The 19,665-nt window shown below is 50.1% G+C and carries 18 protein-coding genes and 1 tRNA gene; 17 read left to right on the top strand and 2 right to left on the bottom strand.

Going from position 1 to position 19,665, the window contains the following annotated elements:
- From RBT11_12545 to RBT11_12515, 7 genes are all read left to right on the top strand, one after another.
- The coding region (locus RBT11_12545; protein ID MDX9787604.1) for a universal stress protein at positions 1–257 on the top strand (257 nt) is incomplete at its 5' end.
- A 40-nt stretch (positions 258–297) separates the two neighbouring features.
- A complete protein-coding gene (locus RBT11_12540) occupies positions 298–1,353 on the top strand; it encodes a 4Fe-4S binding protein (protein ID MDX9787603.1) in 1,056 nt (351 codons plus the stop codon).
- Positions 1,354–1,427: 74 nt separating this feature from the next.
- The gene (locus RBT11_12535) at positions 1,428–2,390 is read left to right on the top strand and encodes a hypothetical protein (GenBank protein MDX9787602.1); all 963 of its coding nucleotides are present in this window, start codon (positions 1,428–1,430) and stop codon (positions 2,388–2,390) included.
- 59 nt (positions 2,391–2,449) lie between these two features.
- Positions 2,450–3,646, top strand: coding sequence for a phosphotransferase family protein (locus tag RBT11_12530; protein MDX9787601.1), 1,197 nt, complete (start codon positions 2,450–2,452; stop codon positions 3,644–3,646).
- 1 nt (position 3,647) lies between these two features.
- The gene (locus tag RBT11_12525; protein MDX9787600.1) at positions 3,648–4,208 is read left to right on the top strand and encodes a hypothetical protein; all 561 of its coding nucleotides are present in this window, start codon (positions 3,648–3,650) and stop codon (positions 4,206–4,208) included.
- 166 nt (positions 4,209–4,374) lie between these two features.
- Positions 4,375–5,553 carry an aminoglycoside phosphotransferase family protein gene (locus tag RBT11_12520; GenBank protein ID MDX9787599.1) on the top strand — a complete coding sequence of 393 codons (1,179 nt, stop codon included), beginning with the start codon at positions 4,375–4,377 and terminating at the stop codon, positions 5,551–5,553.
- Between the two features lie 74 nt (positions 5,554–5,627).
- Complete coding sequence (locus tag RBT11_12515) at positions 5,628–7,154, top strand: aldehyde dehydrogenase family protein (protein ID MDX9787598.1); 1,527 nt, start codon at positions 5,628–5,630, stop codon at positions 7,152–7,154.
- Positions 7,155–7,337: 183 nt separating this feature from the next.
- Here the strand turns inward: RBT11_12515 and RBT11_12510 are convergent, their stop codons facing one another.
- Positions 7,338–8,153 (bottom strand): DUF3786 domain-containing protein, encoded by an 816-nt coding sequence (locus RBT11_12510; GenBank protein MDX9787597.1) that lies wholly within the window; start codon positions 8,151–8,153, stop codon positions 7,338–7,340.
- A gap of 336 nt (positions 8,154–8,489) precedes the next feature.
- Between RBT11_12510 and RBT11_12505 the strand changes: the two genes are divergently transcribed.
- Entirely contained in the window at positions 8,490–8,639 is a 150-nt protein-coding gene (locus RBT11_12505) for a hypothetical protein (protein MDX9787596.1), read from the top strand.
- Between the two features lie 349 nt (positions 8,640–8,988).
- On the opposite strand, the gene RBT11_12500 is transcribed toward RBT11_12505, so the two are convergent.
- Positions 8,989–9,065 (bottom strand) — tRNA-Arg (locus RBT11_12500).
- Between the two features lie 71 nt (positions 9,066–9,136).
- On the opposite strand from RBT11_12500, the gene RBT11_12495 reads away from it, so the two are divergent.
- From RBT11_12495 to mutS, 9 genes are all read left to right on the top strand, one after another.
- Complete coding sequence (locus tag RBT11_12495) at positions 9,137–10,195, top strand: RNA polymerase factor sigma-32 (protein ID MDX9787595.1); 1,059 nt, start codon at positions 9,137–9,139, stop codon at positions 10,193–10,195.
- Between the two features lie 75 nt (positions 10,196–10,270).
- Positions 10,271–11,983: a tetratricopeptide repeat protein gene (locus RBT11_12490; GenBank protein ID MDX9787594.1), complete on the top strand. Its 1,713-nt coding sequence runs from the start codon at positions 10,271–10,273 to the stop codon at positions 11,981–11,983.
- 12 nt (positions 11,984–11,995) lie between these two features.
- On the top strand, positions 11,996–12,790 hold the full coding sequence (locus tag RBT11_12485; protein ID MDX9787593.1) for a hypothetical protein: 795 nt from the start codon (positions 11,996–11,998) through the stop codon (positions 12,788–12,790).
- 31 nt (positions 12,791–12,821) lie between these two features.
- Positions 12,822–13,676, top strand: coding sequence for an Mrp/NBP35 family ATP-binding protein (locus RBT11_12480; GenBank protein ID MDX9787592.1), 855 nt, complete (start codon positions 12,822–12,824; stop codon positions 13,674–13,676).
- Positions 13,677–13,690: 14 nt separating this feature from the next.
- Positions 13,691–14,482, top strand: a complete 792-nt coding sequence (locus RBT11_12475; protein MDX9787591.1) for a RimK family alpha-L-glutamate ligase — start codon at positions 13,691–13,693, stop codon at positions 14,480–14,482.
- Complete coding sequence (locus RBT11_12470; GenBank protein MDX9787590.1) at positions 14,469–15,653, top strand: HD domain-containing protein; 1,185 nt, start codon at positions 14,469–14,471, stop codon at positions 15,651–15,653. Before RBT11_12475 ends, RBT11_12470 begins: the two co-directional genes overlap by 14 nt.
- Positions 15,654–15,760: 107 nt before the next feature.
- Positions 15,761–16,501: a UPF0280 family protein gene (locus RBT11_12465; GenBank protein MDX9787589.1), complete on the top strand. Its 741-nt coding sequence runs from the start codon at positions 15,761–15,763 to the stop codon at positions 16,499–16,501.
- 103 nt (positions 16,502–16,604) lie between these two features.
- Positions 16,605–16,997, top strand: a complete 393-nt coding sequence (locus RBT11_12460) for a hypothetical protein (GenBank protein ID MDX9787588.1) — start codon at positions 16,605–16,607, stop codon at positions 16,995–16,997.
- A 39-nt stretch (positions 16,998–17,036) separates the two neighbouring features.
- Entirely contained in the window at positions 17,037–19,655 is a 2,619-nt protein-coding gene (mutS, locus tag RBT11_12455) for a DNA mismatch repair protein MutS (GenBank protein MDX9787587.1), read from the top strand.
- Positions 19,656–19,665 lie beyond the last annotated feature (10 nt).

The raw sequence follows: 19,665 nt of genomic DNA, 5'->3' as shown, positions 1-19,665 counted from the left end.
CGGAATTGGCGCAGGCCAACGAGGACATGAATTTTGCGGCGCAGGTGTTTAAAGACGCGGGCATCTCCTGCGAGACAAAACTCATTATTCGCGGCAATACGCCCGGAGTGGACATGGTCGAGTTCGCCCGGGAAAACAACATTGATATGATCGTTATCGGCATTCGGCGGCGCTCGAAGCTGGATAAACTGCTTTTTGGCTCCAACGCCCAATACATCATTGTCAAGGCGCATTGCCCCGTGCTCTGCATTAAATAAAGAAATCATTTTTTTATTATAAGCCAGTGAAGGAGATCTTATGGCGGACGGCATCTATTTTAAACTTCGGGAGCAACTAGGCAAGTACTCCCTCGGCTTTCCAGCTACTAAATCAGAGGTTGAAATAAGAATTCTGGAAAAAATATTCTCTGAAGAAGAAGCCCGAATGTACCTGAATCTTAGCATGGCTCCGGAAACGCCCAAGGCCCTCGCGGAGCGATTGAAGCGGGATCCGGAAACCCTTTCCAGCTTTCTTGAGGAGATGGCCGTAAAAGGGCTTCTGTTCCGAATCCGTGCCAAGGGTGAGGTGATGTATACTGCCGCACCCTTTATGATCGGCATATATGAAAATATGATCGACAGAATGGACCCCGAGTTGGCCAAGTTGTTTGAGTTATATTGGCAGGAGGCTTGGCTTCCTCACTTCTCGAAATTGCCGGTACCGCTTCGATTTATTCCCATCAAAAAATCCCTTGAGCCCGATATCAGCGTATCGCCGCATGACCAGATTCGTGACTATATCAAGTCAAAGGATCGAATCGCGATTGCGGAATGTATCTGCCGAAAACAAAAAATTCTCGTTGGGGAAGGGTGCGGAAAACCGCTTGAAACCTGCATGATTTTTGACTGGTATGCGGATTATTTTGTTGAAAACCAACAGGGAAGATATATCAGCCGGGAAGAAGCGCTCGAAATTCAGGACCGGTGTGATGAAGCGGGCCTGGTCACGCTTTCGAACAACATCAAAAATTCAATCGTTGTTTGCCACTGCTGCGAATGTTGCTGTGTCAGTCTTCGGGCGCTCAATATGCGATCCCTGGTGCTTGAGGGAATTGCGGCCAACTATTACGCGGAGGTTGATCCCGATCTTTGTTCGGGTTGCGAGACCTGTATTGAGCGGTGCCAAACAGGTGCGCTTTCAATCGGTGAGGATAATTGCGCCGTGGTGGACCGCAATCGCTGCATCGGGTGCGGGGTATGTGTTACCGTTTGCCCGGTGGAGGCTTTGCGTCTTAAGCAAAAGCCCGAAAACGAGCAGAAAAACGAACTGCTTGATCCGGTGGAGGCATCTCGGTTGCTCGCGAAGTTTCGTTAAAAATATATAATGCATTAAATTGCTTACTTTTTTTTGACGGGTATAACGCCATAAGGCGCTAAAGGGGGACGAGCATGAACCAATCCAACCGGAATCCCGAAGGATATTGGCATGGCGATGATCTGTTTTGGAATCAAAGTCTTGTATTTCATATCTATGATTCAAAAAACAAAGTTGCCGGTCATATCCGAATCGGCTTGTTGGAGAATCTAAAGGAATCGAACAACTGGCTCATTTTTTTTATTGATGGCAAGCCGCTGTATCTGCGGAACAATCAAAATCTTCCCTATACATCGAAAAGAATAGATAACGGCGTTGAAGTGGCGGGCATACGCGTGACGTCCTTGGAGCCACTAAAGACGGTGCGCATTGAGTTTTCAAGCCGGAACTTCAGCCTGAATCTTCTCGCCGAAGAACTGCATCCGATGGTGGACTGTATTGCCCTGAGTGATGATGAAGAGGGGACTTTGTCCAAGGAAATGACCCATGTGCACATGGAAGGAACCTGTCGTTTCACCGGCTCGATCACTTATGACGGCGGCAAACGCATCGACATTGACGGCGATGGGTTCCGGGACGTGAGTGTGGGGCCGCGAAACTGGGATTCGGTGCTTTACTACGGCATGACATGGCCGGTGTTTTCAAATGGCGTTGCCTTTTCCGGTATTCATGCCATTTCCGCAGACGGCCGGAACTCCTTTATGAAAATGCTACATGACGGCAAGCAATGGGTTCGTGTCAAACGCTTTGAAGACCGGAATGCGTATGCGGAAGACGGCGTGACGATTCGGTCGCTGCATTGGAAGTTCTGGGATACCAACGACCGAATGTGGGAGTATACGGGGAAATCGCTTTATTCATGGCCTTATTCGTGCGACACCTTTATGCAGGTTCAACAAATGATGGAATACCGGCTCAGCGATGGAACCATGGGGTACGGCATGGCTGAGCAGGGGTTTCGCCTCGATTCTCTGAGACCTGGCCCGGCCTATGACAGGCGAATGGCAAACACCCTGCTTCTGCAGCCGAAGAAATGATTTTCAACAATAAGCCGGCGGCGTTCTGACGGATAAGGCAAGATAGGAGAAATAACAGCATGCAAACGATAGACAAAAGCCGTCCCCCTGTCGAATGGATAGCGCACCTGGAAAAACGATTCCCCTGTGAAAGGGAAATAAACCGCGTGCTGAGGCGCAAGCTTCTTCGCCGCGCCGGGCCGCCCTATACACCGGTTCAACTTGAGACCTTGGTTAAGGGCATAGAAGGCTTGCTTCGATCGGAAATCGACGGAGAGTTCCGCCTGTCGGAGCCGTCCTGGCTGACGGGGGGCGCATCCAAGCTGCAAATGGCATTCAAGCTCACCTGGCAGCAGCCCGGTGTCGGCCGGGTGTCAACACCGATGGTTCTGCGCATGGAACCGGCTGAATCCATCAATGAAACCAGTCGGCTTCGGGAGTTTCAAATAATTAAGGCATTTGAAGGCCACATTCCGGTGCCGCCTGTCTATGGGATTGACGAGGAAGGGAAATACCTTCCATACCCGGCTATTATATACGGATTTATTCCGGGTGTGACCAAGCCATCGGGAGGCGCCGGGACGGTTTCGGGGGTCGGCACCCAATTCACCCCTGAGATTCGATCGAAGCTGATTCCTCAGTTTATAACGTACTATACGCAGATCCACCGTTACGACTGGCGTCAAGCCGATCTCGGCGCATTCGATGTCTCCGCTCCCGGCACGCAAGCGGCAGAGTGGCAGTTGAATTGGTTGGAGCGGCTGTGGGAAGAGGATAGTAACGAGGATGTGCCGCTGTTGCGTCTCGCAATCGCATGGATGCGCAAGAACATGCCGCCGGCAGAGACCATTTCCGTTATCCATTCAGATTATCGGACCGGAAATTATCTTTATACCGAGCATGATTGCCAAATTACCGCGATTCTTGACTGGGAATTGGCCCATTTGGGGGACCGGCATGAGGATATCGCCTATACTTTTCAGAAGGTGTTTGGCAATATGGATGCGGACGGCAAAACCTTTCTGGTATGCGGTCTGATGACGGAATCGGAATTTTACGAGGCATATGAGAAAGCGTCCGGGGTGTCCGTTAATCGCAAGGCGGTGGACTTTTACAGAATCATGGGGTCATGCAAGGCGGCGGTTTATACGCTTGGCACCAATTACCGCATATCCCGCGGCGGCAAAACCCACCAGGATATTCTTCAAGCGTGGCTTCTCGGCATTTCCTACAAGATTCTGGAAACCCTGCGACTTCAACTTGAGGAGGTGATCTGATATGGAGCTCCGACCGGCATTTCAAATTCAAAGCATCCTTAAAACCATGAAAGACGTGATTATTCCCGCAGTGGACACGGAAAACAAGATGGCACAGGAGCAAGCGCAACTGGTTCTCGGAATGCTGAATCTGCTCGCTCAGCAACTTCCGCTCATCTACCGTTACGACTGCGTTGAGCTTTCGCGATTGATTAAGTTGGCAAACGCATTGAGAGATCAACTTGAAAATGAACCCGGTATGCCGAAGAGGTTGCAATCGCTGGTTGCCAGTACTCAGGCCGGGGAAGAGGTGCTCGATCGCGCCAAAGCAGAACCTTTGGCGCTTGAAGCGGCGATTTTCAGCCTGCGGGAAAAGGTCGGCCAACTGATTCAAGCCGTTTATGCCGAATCGGAGCATGCTGAAAGTATTCACCGTATCAGCCGGACAGTGTTAACGGCGGCAAAAGAGCAACTGCTTCGGGAGCGCGCCTGGGTCAACGGTCAGGGGTGGGAGCCGTTTTCAACGGAGATTCCATCCATCGAAACGCTGATAGGCGAAGGACTGACGGGGCCTGATTCATAGGCCCTTTACAAGAAACATGCACGCTTTTGCGTGTATATTCGCCGAAGGTGAAAGATGGCTTTTATGCATTCCAGCATCCCAGCATCCGGCTTTGCCGGATCAGGGTATTGCCCCAATATTCGTAACGATAGACTATGAAATTTTTTAAAAGGAGAAGATTCCCCAAATGTCAAAACACACCAATAACACCGTTCTCACTGCGCTAAAAATCGCGGGATTTATGTGTTTGGAAAGAATAACCCGGCCAAAGGCCAGACGGATTGAAGATGTTCCCTGTTCGGTTGAGGCGATCACGCCCGAGTGGCTTACGGCGGCCCTTTGCAAAGACGTTCCGGGTGCCCGGGTCACCCGAATGGACATCACCGGCTCAAGCACCGGAACCCACACCCGCCACCGCCTTAAGTTAACCTATAACGACGAGGGCCTGAAGGCGAATCTGCCGAAATCCATTTTTACCAAATCGCTGCCCACGCTCACCAACCGCATGATCGGGGGGTTCAACAATACCTCCCTGGTCGAGGGCCGGTTTTTTACCGAGATTCGTCCCCTGCTGAATATCGAGGCGCCGATCGGTTATCATGCCGCTTTTGACCGGCGAAGCTTTGCCGCCGTTTTGTTGATGGAAGATCTTGTTGCAACGAAAAACGCAACGTTTTGCAATTATAAAACCAATGTGACCCGCGAAATGGCGGAAGACATGATCGACCTGCTGGCCTTGCTGCATGCGCGCTTTTACGGGGATCAAACGCTTGAGACGCGTTTTCGATGGCTCGCCGACTACCAGACCTGGTTCAAAATCGGTGCCAAAAAAATGCGGGTCGAATATTACACGGACAAGGCGTTTGACGAAGCCGCGCACATGATTCCCGGCGATCTGATGGCCAGACGGCATGAAGTGTGGCCGGCCATCATGAAGGGATTGACGATTCACGGCGCGCATCCCAAATGCCTGCTTCATTCCGATGTTCATATCGGCAATTGGTATCAGACGGGTGCTGGCAAAATGGCGCTCTGTGACTGGCAATGCGCCTCAAAAGGGCATTGGGCGAGGGATGTTGCTTTTGCCGTTTCCGCCGGGCTGACCACTGAAAACCGCCGGGCCTGGGAAAAGGATCTGCTGGCTCGCTATCTTGATCGATTGCACGAACATACGGGGGTTCGGCTGGACCTGAATCAAAGCTGGAATCTTTATCGACAGCAAATTCTTCAGGCGTTTTGGAACTGGACCATCACCCTGTGCCACTCTCCGCTTCTGCCGAACATGCAGACAGAAGAGACGACCCTTACCAATATTCAACGAATTGCGGCGGCGATTTCGGATTTGGGATGCCTTGACAGCTTTTAACGCAATGTCATTAGCGCCCAGTCATGCCTATAACTAAAAAAAATTTTTCCCAAACAAATTGGAGAAGCTGAAAAATGCCAGACAAGAACCTTTGTCCTTTAATGTGCATTGATGGAAAACTGGTTGGGAGTTCATCCAAAAAGACTATCACCGTCATTAACCCGGCCAATGAAGAAGTGATCGGGATGGTTCCCGCAGCTACAGTGGAAGACGTCGAAGCGGCCGTGAAAGCGGCACGCAGGGCGTTTGACAGCGGCGTATGGAGCCATTCGACTCCAGCCCAACGTGCTGAGGCGTTAATGCGCATGGTGGCGCTATTGGCCGAGAATCAGCAAGAACTGATGGATATTGTGACAAAAGAAACGGGTGCGACCGCCATGAAAGCCTTTGTGGAAATCGGAATGCCCCAGCAGCTTTTAACCTATTACGCCGATCTGATCCGCTCGCCGGTAAGATATGATATTGGACATGTTTCCCCCCTGAGTGATGATGCCGCCCCTTACAGCCATGGGTTTGTTCAGCGAAAGCCGCATGGCGTTTGCGTAGGGATTACGCCTTGGAATTTTCCGTTTGTTCTGGGGTTTCTGAAGATTGCACCCGCGTTGGCTGCCGGCAATACGATTATCATCAAACCGCCCAGTGAAGCGCCGCTGTCCATGATGGTATTCGGCCAAATGATGCAGAAAGCCAATATCCTGCCGCCGGGTGTATTTAACGTCATCACCGGAAGCGGCCGGGTAGCGGGAGAGGCCCTGGCCGCCCATCCCTTGGTCGACAAAGTGGCGTTTACCGGCTCTACGGAAGTCGGTAGGCGTATTATGGCGCTAGCGGCACCCACCATTAAAGTGGTTTCTTTGGAATTGGGCGGCAAGTCGGCCAATATTATCCTGGACGATGCGGATCTGAATCTTGCCATTGATGCGTCCTTGTTTGGGTTTCTGTTTCATAGCGGCCAAGTGTGCATTTCCGGAACGCGGATGTTTGCGCCGAAGAGCAAATACGAGGAAATTCTCATGCGTTTGGCGGACCGCGCATCGAAGGTCGTTGTCGGCGATCCGACTGATCCTGCCACCACTATGGGACCTATCTTCTCCCGCGCACAGAAAGAGACCATCGACGCCTATATTCAGGCGGGAATAGAAGAAGGGGCTCGACTGGTATACGGCGGTAAACCGTTGATGGGAAAGCCTTTTGACAAAGGGTTCTGGGTGGGTCCCACCATTTTTGCCGATGTTAACAATGATATGAAAATCGCCCGCGAGGAGATTTTCGGACCGGTCCTCTCGGTTATCCCCTATGAGACGGAAGAGGAGGCGATTCAAATGGCCAATGACACCATCTACGGATTGGCCGGCGGTGTGTTTTCCACAAATTATGCCCGCGCGGTGCGTGTGGCAAAACGACTGCGCACCGGGACTGTCTGGATCAATACCTGGCATACTCAGGGGTGCAACACGCCCTTTTCCGGTTGGAAGCAAAGCGGCTTGGGCACGGAGTTGGGTGTTGAGGGGCTGCTGGCATACACCAAATCCAAGTATATTCATGTCGATTTGGTCTGCGATGGTCCGTCTCGTTACTCATTTTTATTCAGCGGCAAATAAGTTGAATAAAAGCAGGGATAGCGGAAGGATGATACCTTATATTTAAATCACTATCGGTTACAATTATCAATGTGCGCCCAACCTGCCGGCAAAGACTTCAAGACTGTTGATCATACGGCGCGCCTGACAATTCCTGTCCAATGATTCTTAATGATTTTTGGGGTCACCATTCGGTGGAACCAGCTACAGGGTAAGCGCAAATCCATGACGCTGAGCCATTCGGACAAACATTTGGGCCAGTCCGGCGCCGATGCTGAAGATTGAGCCGATATCCAGGTTTTGATCGGCAGTCCGGTCAAAAAACAGATTGAGACTGGATTGCATTCCCTCTTCGGGCAGCCAGTAACACACCATCAGCGGCACCTTCGGCAGCGGATGCAACACGACGGAAATATCGGATTCAAACTGCTGTTCCACCTGCCTGCCGCTGAAGATATGCACCATATCGTTAAAAAGATCGGTGTAGCTATCGGCTACCTGTTTGATGGGTTCTTCGCAGCGCTTCTGAAACAGCGGGTAACGTTCCCTTCCGCCCTCAAGTTCCCGAAATGAACGCCAGTCGTCGGCGGGAGACAGCCCCTTTCCATGCAACACGTAATAAAGAAGCGGTGCGGCTACCCATGGGTTGACATGAATATCCGTTGAAAACGTCCCTGCGGCGGTGACGCTGAAATCTTTTCCCATGACTTTAATCGTGAGCCGGCCGTTTTCAAAGCGCCCGCCGGTGCGCCGGGCAGCCGCTTCCAGATCAATCTCCTTGAGTTGATTCTTAAGCTGGTCCAGATATTCCTCACGGTTTTGCTCCGCATCGAAGGCCTGTTGAACCGCTTCGGAATGGGCTTCAACGACTTTTGGGTCCAGTTTCGGGCATTCATGCAGATGACGCCGCCCGGTGAATACAGCACCGGCAAACGCCATACAGGTTTTCTCTCCACATTCCCGGCAGTTGGATTTATCCAGGAGTTGAAAAATGGTGATAGCGTTTTTCGGTTTCGGCATGATCTCCTACCTCCTCTTGAAAGAGAGCTGGTTTGGGCAGCAGGTTGCTGATGGTTGTTTCCAATTTTTTATTTTAGCATAAAGGGGCATTGATCGCACCCCCCTATTTTTATTTGAGTGCCGTCATGTGGTTGTATTGTTATGTCAAATTGAAGCTCAATTCTGTTGAGTACCGGCTATTCGTTACAAAAAATAAAGACTTTCAAATAAAAAATGAAAAATTGACAGATAAGCACGGATCGCGATATGCTAATTAATATTCAGTGCGGTCTGCAACTTAAAAAGGGTGCCGGATTGACAACCGGTAGGGCGATTCAATTCAGAGGGGGACAAATCATGAAAAAAATTCTTGGGTTTATGGTGGCTTTTATGCTCATTTTTTCATCGATACTTTATGCCGGCGGTGACCAAAATCGCGGGAGTAAAGGGCAAGGCTCAACCGGAACCGATGGCGGCGGGTCTACCACTCAAAACCGTGGTGAGTAAATAACAACTCAAGTTGCTTAAAGAGAAAGGCAGCGTTATTCAGCGCTGCCTTTTGCATTTTTTAGACGCAACACATGGTTCGGTTGGATTCGGCTCGCCTGAGCGGAACATCTCTTTGTCGGTCAACAGTGGAAAGGCCATGCGTGCCCGCCAACCGGCAAACCGAGAAAAAAGCAGCGGCTTGACACCCTATGCCCATGCAGATAAGATATCTCTACTTTGGTTTCGAAAAGGGGATTTGATGGTTTTAAGTCTTAAAAAAACGCTGACATGTGGTTGCCGCGGAACGAGAAACGCCCTTCAAAAGCGGTTGAAAGGCGTTTAACCTGTTGAAACTATTATATTGCGTTGGCACGCCTGAAGGGATTCGAACCCCTGACCTACGGATTAGAAGTCCGTTGCTCTATCCATCTGAGCTACAGGCGCAGGCAGAAACATTGGATGGACGTCTAACATAGGTGCGAGGCCTTGTCCATAAAAAATTTTTGGAATAGACCATGAAAAAAGCTTATCAAAACAAGCCGGAGAATAATCGGTCGGCATCGGAGCGCCTTATGGAAGCGGAGAATGATTTAGAGGCGGAACCGGCGGAAGATTCAGATGACACGGTGGATTCCGATTTCATCGACAGCCCCGATCATGTCGAAGTAAAAAAGAAAATTACCAAGACTTCGGGCGTAACCGATGATACAGCCATCGTGAAATATGATCCGCTGCAGCGTTATCTTAAGGAATTAAGTCGATACCGGTTGCTGACCAGAGAAGAGGAAAGAGAATATGCTCGGAGGGTTATAGAGCTGGAGGATCGCGATGCGGCCTATGTCTTGGTTACATCCAATCTGAGGCTGGTCGTAAAAATCGCGCTTGAATTTCAGCGAATATGGATGCAAAACCTCCTGGACCTGATTCAGGAGGGAAATATCGGGCTCATGCAGGCGGTTAAAAAATTCGATCCTTATAAGAACGTTAAGTTTTCGTACTATGCATCATTTTGGATAAAGGCCTATATTCTAAAGTTTATTATGGATAATTGGCGCTTGGTCAAAATCGGGACAACCCAGGGCCAACGAAAACTGTTTTTTAAGTTAAAAAAGGAAAAACAACAGCTGATTGATGAAGGCTTTGATCCGAAACCGAAGTTGCTTTCTGAAAGATTGGGGGTTTCGGAACGAGAAATCGTTGATATGGATCAGCGGCTTGACAGCTGGGATGTGTCATTGGATTCGCCGTTGAAGAACGACTCCGATACTGAGCGTATGGATTTTTTAAGCGCTGAGGTCGAATCCGTAGAAGACCAGGTTGCCAAAAAGCAGATGGAGGCGATGCTTCATGATAAAATTACCGAATTTCGAAAAAAGATGACGCCGAGGGAACTGGAAATTTTTGATCTGCGCATCTTCTCGGATTCGCCGGTAACGCTTCAGGATATCGGGGATCGTTACGGCATATCAAGAGAGCGTGTACGGCAGGTTGAAAAGAACGTCATTAAAAAGATGAGAAGTTTTTTCAAACAAGAAATTCCCGACTATCAGGCGTATTCCCAGAGCGGTGAGTAAAAAAGCAATGGTTGCATGGTGCAGGGCGCACCGGTAAGTCGCCGGATGAGGCAGGCAAAAGATAAGTCATTGTATATGAGAACATTGTGGGTAGGAAGAATCAAGAGGCTTGCTGTTACGGCGCTGATTGTTGGGTTATTCGGATGCGGTTCGATACCGACGCGAACGAATTTTTCTTCGGAAGCTTCCGTCGAAGAGAGGCCATCGGGTGCGGCCTATTACCTTTTTACGGCCGCTCAGCTTGAAAAGAAAAACGGTGCGTTGGATCGCGCCATAGTGCTGATGAAAAAGGCCATTGAGGTGGACCCTCAGACAAGCTTTCTCAAGTACGAACTGGCGATGTTGCTTCTCTCGCAACAGGATCAGGAAGGTGCGCTTCTCGTTCTTGAAGGTGTGCTTGAAAAAGTTCCGCCGCATATTGAGAGCTTGATGATGATCGGCCGCATCAATCAGAGCCTGAACCGCATGGAGGCCGCTCAGCGCGCTTATGAGCGCGTCATTGCCGTAGATCCGACACGCGAGGATGTTTATGTCCTGCTGGGAAAGATTTACATCGATGCCGGTCAATTGGATAAAGCCTTAAGCACTTATGAGCGGCTGGTGGCCAAGTACCCGGCGTCCTACCTGGGATATTTTTTTCTCGGCAAGATTCTTGCCGAACAAGGCAACGTGGCCGCTGCCGAGGAAAAATTTCTTCAGACCCTTGAATTGGCGCCGGAGTTGGAAGAGCCGAATTACGAGTTGATCAAGCTTTACGACAAACAGGGGCGACTGGATAAAAAGCTTGCTGTTTATGAAGATATCCTGAAAAAGAATCCGGATAATATTGAAATCATGATGGAACTGGCGCTTTTTTATCAAAAAGGCGGAAAGCGGAACCGGGCGAATGAAATTCTTTTGAATCTGGGTCTGCGCAGCGAAACCGATCGAACGGTCATTCCCATTCTTGCGCGGCAATACATTGAGCAGGAGGCATTTGATGATGCGGCGGTCCTTTTGGAAGGGATGCTCAAGGGGGCGCCGGAAAGCTCGGATATTCATTATCTGTTAGGTGTCACTCAGGATGAAAGACAGGACAAAACCGCTGCTATCGGGTATTTAGGAAAAGTGAAGCCGAGTTCCCGCTTTTACCAGAATGCCGTTGTGCATATGGCGTTTATCTTTCAGGAGCTGGGCGATATTCCGGAAGCGATCGCCGTAATCAAGGCGGCATTATCAACCATCGCGCCGAATTCGGAATTGCTGCTCTATTTCGGCTCGTTTTATGAGGAGACGGAAAATTATGATGAAGCCGAAGCCGCGTTTCTAAAAGGGCTTGAGATAGATCCGGACAATGCCAACATTCATTTTCGCATGGGCGTGCTCTATGACAAACGGGGAAACCGCAAGGCTTGTATCGAGGAAATGAAAAAAGCCATCGCGTTAGACCCCAAGCATGCCGGTGCCTTAAATTATCTGGGATACACCTACGCTGAAATGGGCATCGAGCTGGACCAGGCAGAAACACTTGCTCTCAGGGCCATGGAAAGCCAGCCTGATGACGGCTATATTACGGACACGCTCGGCTGGGTGTATTATAAAAAAGGCCAATTTGAAAAAGCTGTAAATGTTTTGGAAGCGGCTGTTTCCCTGGTGCCGGAAGACCCGATCATCTTAGAGCATCTTGGAGATGCCTACCTCAAAGTCAATAACAAAAAAAAAGCGATAGAATTATATGAACGGTCGCTATTGAAAGAAAATAAGAATCAACAAGCAATCAAAGAAAAAATTCGGTTCTTGAAAAAATAAGGAAAACTGAGATTGAGAACATATGGTAGTCCCCGGGTTCGATTCGTTGTCGCCCTTTTGGCGGCAACTTTTTTTTTCACCGGTTGCGCTACGTTAACACAAAAGGCGCCTGACCGGAAAGCGGATGAATCCTTCACGGAAGCAGCCGCATTGCAGGCCTCGTTAGGCAATGTGAATAAGACGCTGGTTACCTTTAAGGGCATCGGCACCATCAGCATGTTGCAGGGCGAACGCAAACAGCGTTTTCGGGCGGCTTGGGCGGCAAAGGCGCCCGATCAGCTCAGAATTCAACTCATGGGCCTGGCGGGTCAGCCGGTGGCCAGTATTGCATGTGACGGCAGTCATTACTATTTTCTGACCCATAATGACGGCAAGCTTATCAAGCGACGCGCCGACGCTTCGGGCTTCAAGAAGTTTATCAACATTCCGATCAATGCGCAGGATGTGTTCGCTTTGTTTAGTGGCCGGCCAAAGCCGCCAAATGAGGGGATGATGGCCCGTATGGAAAAGGATGAGTCGCATGAGGCCGTTCTGGTCCTATGGGATACTGAGGAGGCGTTTCAGGATAGAATCTATTTGGATCCTCGGCGCGCCGCGATCAGAAAGGTTGAGCGCAGTAAGGATAACGGGCGGCTCATCTGGCGTGCAGAACTGGACAATCCAAAGAAAGAAGATAGTTACAACATTTCCAAGCGGATTACATTGAGCACCGGGGAGGACGTTCGGGTGATTATCGACACGGAGCGGTTTTGGGCAAACCCCGATATAACGTCGGATCTATTCGTTATATCGTCCCCATTGAATTGAAAGATGATATTAGATACCGGGAGATAGAATAATGACAGACAATCATAAACAGGAAAACAATTGCAGCAGTGGCGGTTGCAGCGGGGGCGCCGCCGCCGCGCTTCAAAAAGCGGTCTTGGAAAAACCCCTTGCCCATATTCGGCACAAACTTATGGTGATGAGCGGAAAGGGCGGTGTGGGAAAAAGCAGTGTGGCGTGTAATTTGGCCGTGGAACTGGGGCGAAGGGGGTATCGCGTCGGCTTGATGGATGTGGATTTGCATGGCCCGAGCATTGCCGGTATGATGGGGCTGACGGGTTTGCTGGAAATCACCAATAAACGCAGAGTGATACCGAAATTAACCCAAGACAATGTAAAAGTTATTTCTATGCAATCCCTTTTGCCGGACAGGGATCGGGCGGTCATTTGGCGTGGTCCGGCAAAGCACGGTGTGATTCGCCAGTTCATCAGCGATGTCCAGTGGGGCGAACTCGACTTTTTGGTGATTGATGCGCCGCCGGGCACCGGGGATGAACCGCTGAGTGTCGTACAGTCGATTCCCGAGGCCAAAGCCGTGATCGTGACGACTCCGCAGGAAGTCGCCCTCGCGGATGTTCGAAAGTCCATTAACTTTTGCCGGACCGTGCGGCTGGATATCGCGGGCATGGTGGAAAATATGGGACCTTTTCCCTGCCCCTGCTGTAACCGGATCATTGCGCCGTTTCAGGAGGGCGGTGGAAAGAAAATGGCCCTGAGCGAGTCCATCAATTTTTTAGGGACGCTTCCATTTGATCCCAAGGTGGTCCAGGCCTGTGACACGGGTGTGCCCATCATCGGTCACGACCCCCGAAGCGCGTTTTCCGTCGCCCTGGCGAAATGTGTGGATACCCTATTGGCATCGTTATAACTACAGGCGTATGGATGAGTCACCCCTTGGAACGAAAAGTGATTGCATTGGAAGCCAGGCTGCGCGAATGCCGCAATGTGGTCACCCTGGGCGTAAAACCGAATTTTTCAGATTACAGCCCTGAAGAAGCCCGAATGATTCGATCTGCAAAAAAGATCTATTACCCCTCATCCTTTTACGCGGATTTATTTGAAACCGCCGGAATCCGGACATTTCCCAGCTATCACACGTATAAATGCGTTCAGGATAAAATCAGACAAAGCACCTTGTTCCAATTGCTTCGAATTCAACACCCCAAAACCCGTTTTTATTATGGAAAGAAACAACAACAAAAAATAACGGAACATTTCGATTTCCCTTTTATCGGGAAAATACCCCGTGGGTCTGCCATGGGCAGGGGCGTTTATCTCATTTCCACTACCGACGAATTACAGGCTTATCTGGCTGACACGGATCTGGCTTATATTCAGACCTATCTGCCCATTGATCGGGATATGCGGATTGTCGTGATCGGCTCACGGGTGGTTCACAGTTACTGGCGGGTCGCTCCTGAAGGAGATTTCAGAAGCAATGTGGCGGTGGGGGGAAACATCCTGATGAATCCCGTGCCCGAGGAGGCGTTGAATCTTGCACGGCGCACGGCCCGGGAATGCCGTTGGGATGATGTCGGCATCGATATCTGTTGTCATGAAGGAACCTATTATGTACTTGAAGCCAATATGAAATATGGAAAGGAGGGCTTCCGGAAAGCGGGTATTGATTATTGGCGGTTAATGGAGCAATTGATTGAAAATGAAGAAATTTAATTTTGAAAAAGGGGATGGTCCGCCGTTGGCGGAGATTCGAACGGCTCTGGATGAGCGGGAAACCGGGTTTATGGCGAATGCGGCTACGCCCAGCCGCCTGGGCGTGCGGCGACGGCCTGAAAAGCAGTTGGCATCCGATTATCGTCAGGCCTTTTCACTGGATGTGGATCGAATCCTTCATTCTCTGGCTTACACCCGTTACATTGATAAGACGCAGGTGTTCTATCTTATTCGAAACGACCACATCACACACCGGGTGCTGCATGTTCAGCTGGTATCAAAAATTGCCAGAACCATTGGTCGTTTTCTTCTCTTAAATGAGGATCTTATCGAGGCGATTGCGTTGGGGCATGATATCGGTCATACGCCATTTGGTCATGATGGGGAAAAATTTCTGTCCCATCTTTGCCGGGCGCATGGTATCGGCAGTTTCCACCACAATGTGCAAAGTGTTCAGTTCCTGGACCGGGTGGAGAAAAAAGGGACAGGCTGGAACCTGTGTCTTCAGACCCTGGACGGTATTTTATGCCATGACGGAGAGGTGCATGACCGTCGGCTGACGCCTGATCCCGGAAAAACCTTTGAAACGCTTAAGCGCGACATTTACGAGAAAACCTTTAATGAGAATACCGTGCTGATTCCCATGACCTTGGAGGGGTGCGTGGTGCGTATGGCGGATACGATCGCCTATATCGGCAGGGATCTTGAAGATGCAATTCGGTTGAACCTTTTGAAAAGAAACGACATTCCAAAGGCAGTGGGCGATACTCTGGGGAACACGAACGGAACCATCGTCTACACCCTCGTGACCGACGTCATACGAAACAGCTATCAAACCCCCTATGTCGCTTTCAGTGAAAACGTATCCAATGCTCTCAGACGACTCAAAGCATTTAACCTTGAGCGCATTTACATGAACCCCGTTATTAAAAAATACCTCAAGCAGATTGAAACCCTTTTTGAGATGCGCTTTCATCAATATCTGGCGGATATTGAAGCCGACAATCGTGAATCCGTCATTTTCACAAGTTTTCTTGCGGATATGTCGCATGATTATATTCAGGAACACCCAAAGGAAGCTATCGTGCGGGATTTTATCGCCGGTATGACGGATCGATATTTTCTCAGCCAATGTCCGGCGCATATGAGGCCAAAGGCGCTTGAGATATAGCGTCCACCCAGAAATCATCTGTTAGCTATCAGCTATCAGCTATGAGCTATGAGCTATCAGCTATGAGCTATGAGCTATCAGCTATAAGCTAAAACGGACAACCGAATGTGAACCAACCACGCACCTATCGTCACCGAATTCAAAAAGAGGGGTTGACCACCTTTAACATAACCGTCAGAGAGACGGACTTGCTCATTCGTGCCGACAAGCCGTTGGATCGAATCGCTCTGAACAGCATTCTTTGTCACCGCAGGTTTCTTGAAGCCTTTATTGCCCAGCATCCGGTCTTTGCAACGAGCTTGGTTCCCTGGACGGTGAGCGAACCCATGCCGGCGATTGTATGGGATATGATTCGCGCAGGCCAAAAGGCGGGTGTCGGACCGATGGCATCCGTTGCCGGCGCGGTTTCGCAGCGAGTCGGGGAAGATTTGTCGGTCTACTCGAAAGAAGTAATCATTGAAAACGGCGGGGATGTTTACATCAAGACCGATGCGCCCGTTACGGTGGGAATTTATGCCGGAAAATCTCCCTTAAGCTTGCGGATCGGCCTTAATATCGCATCGGGTAATGCCCCCATGGCTGTTTGCACCTCTTCGGGCACAGTGGGCCATTCGCTCAGTTTTGGCAACGCGGATGCGGTTTCTGTCGTTTCCAAAAGCTGTGCCCTTGCGGATGCTGCTGCTACCGCTATCGGCAATCGCGTGTTGTCCGCCAAAGAAATTCAGCAGGCAATGGCCTTCGGCCAAACGATTGACGGGGTTGAAGGGATACTCATTATTGTCGGAGAGCAGATGGGGGTATGGGGAAAGCTGGAGCTGGTTCCCCTGAGCGGGGGAAAAAATGGTTGAGTTTTCAGCATGAAAAGAGTAAGTAATGCCGACCTGAGATTATCGAAAGTCGATCAGCGTCCCCATTTAGGGTGCGCCGGTGTCGCCATAAGGGAGAGATAAGATGAAAAAAGTGAAAATCGCACTCTGGCTCATTCTCATCGTCGTTATTGTGCTTCTTTTTTTTCAAAATAAAGAATTTTTTAAAGAACCACAGAGTTTTGTGTTCAATCCCTATATAACATCGCCGTATACCTCACCGGCGCTTCCGCACGCGGTCTGGTTTTTGGGCTGCTTTATGGTCGGACTTCTCATCGCCTATTTTTTCAGTTTGATGCAGCGGTTTAAATCCAATCGGATCATCAAGGATCTTCGTGCGAAAAATGAGTCGCTTCTGGACCTGATTTCTCAGCTCAGAAAAGAGCTGGAATTGAGAAGCACGCACAAGGAAGCCGTTTCCGAGGAACCATCGGTGGTCGATGTCGAGCCCGTTTCCGATCCGCAGCCAAACACTTGATGGCGTCTTCACGATGTTAACACCCCGTATCGAGTAGCCATGGCCGGTCCCAAAACAACCCCCATGATGCAACAATACCTGTCGATAAAGGCAGATCATGGGGATGCGATTCTTTTTTACCGCATGGGTGATTTTTATGAAATGTTCTTTGACGATGCCCTTGTGGCTTCCAAGGTGTTGGAGATAACACTCACCTCCCGAAATAAGAACGAACAGGAAAAGGTGCCGATGTGCGGGGTTCCCTATCGGGCGGCCCAGTCCTATATCGCTCGGCTGATTGAAAACGGACATAAAGTCGCTATCTGTGATCAGGTGGAAGATCCGGCAACTGCCAAGGGACTGGTCAAACGCGAGGTGGTTCGGGTCATCACGCCGGGAATGATCGTCGAAGATGCTTTTCTGGAAGAAAAAATCAACAATTACATTCTGTCCGTCGCGAAAAACAAAGACACGCTGGGAATTGCATATCTGGATATCTCAACCGGTGCTTTTCGGGTGACCGAAACCGTTAAAGCCGCCGCGATTGCCGATGAGATTTTTCGTATTTCGCCCAGCGAAGCGACGTTGCCCGAGGGCCTCGGCACTGACGGGGTGTTTCTGCCCATTTACAATGCGCTGCGTGGAACGGCCGTTACCCGGCTTCCGGACAGTGCCTATGAGCCGCATCGGGCAAAGCAACAGCTTACGGAACAATTCAACACGCTCAGCCTGGAAGGTTTCGGATGCGAAAAACTGCCGGCAGCGATCAGCGCGGCAGGCGGGTTGTTGCATTATGTCAAGGAAACCCAGAAGCAGAAGATCACACACCTTTCAGGCATCGAGACCTATTTTCTGAATGAGTACTTATGGGTTGACGATACGAGCTGCCAGAATTTGGAACTTCTGAAAAACATGCGAACCGGCACGAAGCGAGGCGCTTTGCTGGGGGTTATCGACTATACCCGGACCGCCATGGGCGGGCGAATGCTTCGAAACTGGCTTCGATATCCGTTGCTGGATAAGGAAAAGATTGAAGCGCGGCTTGATGCCGTGGAAGAGGCGCTTAAAAATGTTCCGGTGCGAAGGTGTCTTCGGGAGAAGCTCAAACACGTTCAGGATATGGAGCGGCTCGGCAGCAAGATCACGATGGGCCACTGTAATGCCAGGGACTTGACGGCGCTGAAACACTCCATTCAGCAACTACCTGAAATATGGACTCATTTATCCGGATTAAGTTCTTTTCTGTATCTGTGGGCGGGGAATCTTGAGCCGCTTGAAGCATTGGCTGAACGCATTGAGGCAGCGGTAAGGGAAGATGCTCCTCCGACCATCAACGAAGGCGGGATGATTAAAACCGGGTTTTCTCCGGAGCTGGATGCCTTGATCCGTGTCAGCAGGGACGGAAAAGGATTTCTGGCGGCTTTGGAAGCTGATGAGCGGGGAAAAACCGGCATCAATTCGTTAAAGGTACGATACAATAAAGTGTTCGGGTATTATATCGAGGTGCCCAACACCCATAGCCAATCCGTTCCGGACCATTATGTTCGCAAGCAGACGCTGGTCAATGCCGAGCGATACATTACCGATGAGTTGAAGCAGTATGAAAATCAGGTGCTGGGCGCTGAAGAAAAACGCGCGTCCATGGAATATGATATTTTTACGGAAATCAGAAACGAGATGATTTCCGTAAATGTGTTGATTCAAGGCGTTGCGAAGTTTATCGCGCGTGTCGATTGCCTGCTGAGCCTGGCTGAATTGGCCCAGACCAAGGGGTATTGCCGGCCCCGTATCAATACGGAAGGATCGTTGACGATCGAGTCCGGTCGCCATCCCGTGGTTGAGATTATGATCAGCGGGGAGCGATTTGTTCCGAATACCATTCGAATGGACGATACGGAAAACCAGGTGCTTATTATTACGGGGCCGAATATGGCCGGCAAATCAACGGTCTTGCGGCAAGTGGCGATTTTCGCTATTATGGCGCAACTTGGCAGTTTCGTCCCTGCGGCAAGGGCGGATTTGCCGGTGATTGATCGAATATTTACCCGGGTGGGCGCCCTGGACAATCTTTCCGCGGGGCAGAGCACCTTTATGGTCGAGATGCAGGAGACCGCCAATATTCTGAATCATGCAACACCACAGAGCCTTGTGATTATCGATGAAATAGGGCGTGGAACGAGCACGTTTGACGGAATGAGCATTGCCTGGGCTGTGGCCGAGTATCTTCATGACCTGCACGGAAAGGGTGTAAAAACGCTGTTTGCCACACACTACCATGAGTTGACGGAGTTGGTGAGACAAAAAAACCGAGTGAAAAATTTCCATATCGCCGTAAAGGAATGGAATGATGAGATCATTTTCTTAAGAAAACTGGTAGAAGGGGGAACGAACCGAAGCTACGGTATTCAGGTCGCCCGTTTGGCCGGAATTCCCGATGAGGTCATTCGGCGCTCCAAAAAGATTCTCTTAAGGATCGAAACGGCCAATAATGGTGTTAAAGGCCTTTCTGCGGACGGGACGCTTGCTTCAAAAGAACCCAAAGGCCCTGTTCAGATGGATATGTTTTGCTCGGCTGAAAAAATGGTGATGGATAAATTGCGGCATCTTGATATTGCGGGCATGACACCGCTGGAAGCGCTGAACACGCTGGATGAACTGTGCCGAAAGGCCAAATTTTGATCGATTGAAA

It is taken from the genome of Desulfobacterales bacterium (assembly GCA_034003325.1).
Lineage (GTDB): Bacteria > Desulfobacterota > Desulfobacteria > Desulfobacterales > JAFDDL01 > JAVEYW01.
Note: the sequence above shows the minus strand (reverse complement) of the source record. Positions and strands in the feature narration are given on the sequence as shown.

Bases quoted from the DNA above. Each gene is read 5' to 3' on its own strand.
- RBT11_12505 (MDX9787596.1), top strand. From the start codon at position 8,490: ATGAAAAAAATTCTTGGGTTTATGGTGGCTTTTATGCTCATTTTTTCA.
- RBT11_12470 (MDX9787590.1), top strand. From the start codon at position 14,469: ATGAAGAAATTTAATTTTGAAAAAGGGGATGGTCCGCCGTTGGCGGAG.
- RBT11_12530 (MDX9787601.1), top strand. From the start codon at position 2,450: ATGCAAACGATAGACAAAAGCCGTCCCCCTGTCGAATGGATAGCGCAC.
- RBT11_12515 (MDX9787598.1), top strand. From the start codon at position 5,628: ATGCCAGACAAGAACCTTTGTCCTTTAATGTGCATTGATGGAAAACTG.
- RBT11_12490 (MDX9787594.1), top strand. From the start codon at position 10,271: ATGAGAACATTGTGGGTAGGAAGAATCAAGAGGCTTGCTGTTACGGCG.
- RBT11_12520 (MDX9787599.1), top strand. From the start codon at position 4,375: ATGTCAAAACACACCAATAACACCGTTCTCACTGCGCTAAAAATCGCG.
- RBT11_12540 (MDX9787603.1), top strand. From the start codon at position 298: ATGGCGGACGGCATCTATTTTAAACTTCGGGAGCAACTAGGCAAGTAC.
- RBT11_12480 (MDX9787592.1), top strand. From the start codon at position 12,822: ATGACAGACAATCATAAACAGGAAAACAATTGCAGCAGTGGCGGTTGC.
- mutS (MDX9787587.1), top strand. From the start codon at position 17,037: ATGGCCGGTCCCAAAACAACCCCCATGATGCAACAATACCTGTCGATA.
- RBT11_12510 (MDX9787597.1), bottom strand. From the start codon at position 8,153: ATGCCGAAACCGAAAAACGCTATCACCATTTTTCAACTCCTGGATAAA.
- RBT11_12460 (MDX9787588.1), top strand. From the start codon at position 16,605: ATGAAAAAAGTGAAAATCGCACTCTGGCTCATTCTCATCGTCGTTATT.
- RBT11_12495 (MDX9787595.1), top strand. From the start codon at position 9,137: ATGAAAAAAGCTTATCAAAACAAGCCGGAGAATAATCGGTCGGCATCG.
- RBT11_12475 (MDX9787591.1), top strand. From the start codon at position 13,691: ATGAGTCACCCCTTGGAACGAAAAGTGATTGCATTGGAAGCCAGGCTG.
- RBT11_12525 (MDX9787600.1), top strand. From the start codon at position 3,648: ATGGAGCTCCGACCGGCATTTCAAATTCAAAGCATCCTTAAAACCATG.
- RBT11_12535 (MDX9787602.1), top strand. From the start codon at position 1,428: ATGAACCAATCCAACCGGAATCCCGAAGGATATTGGCATGGCGATGAT.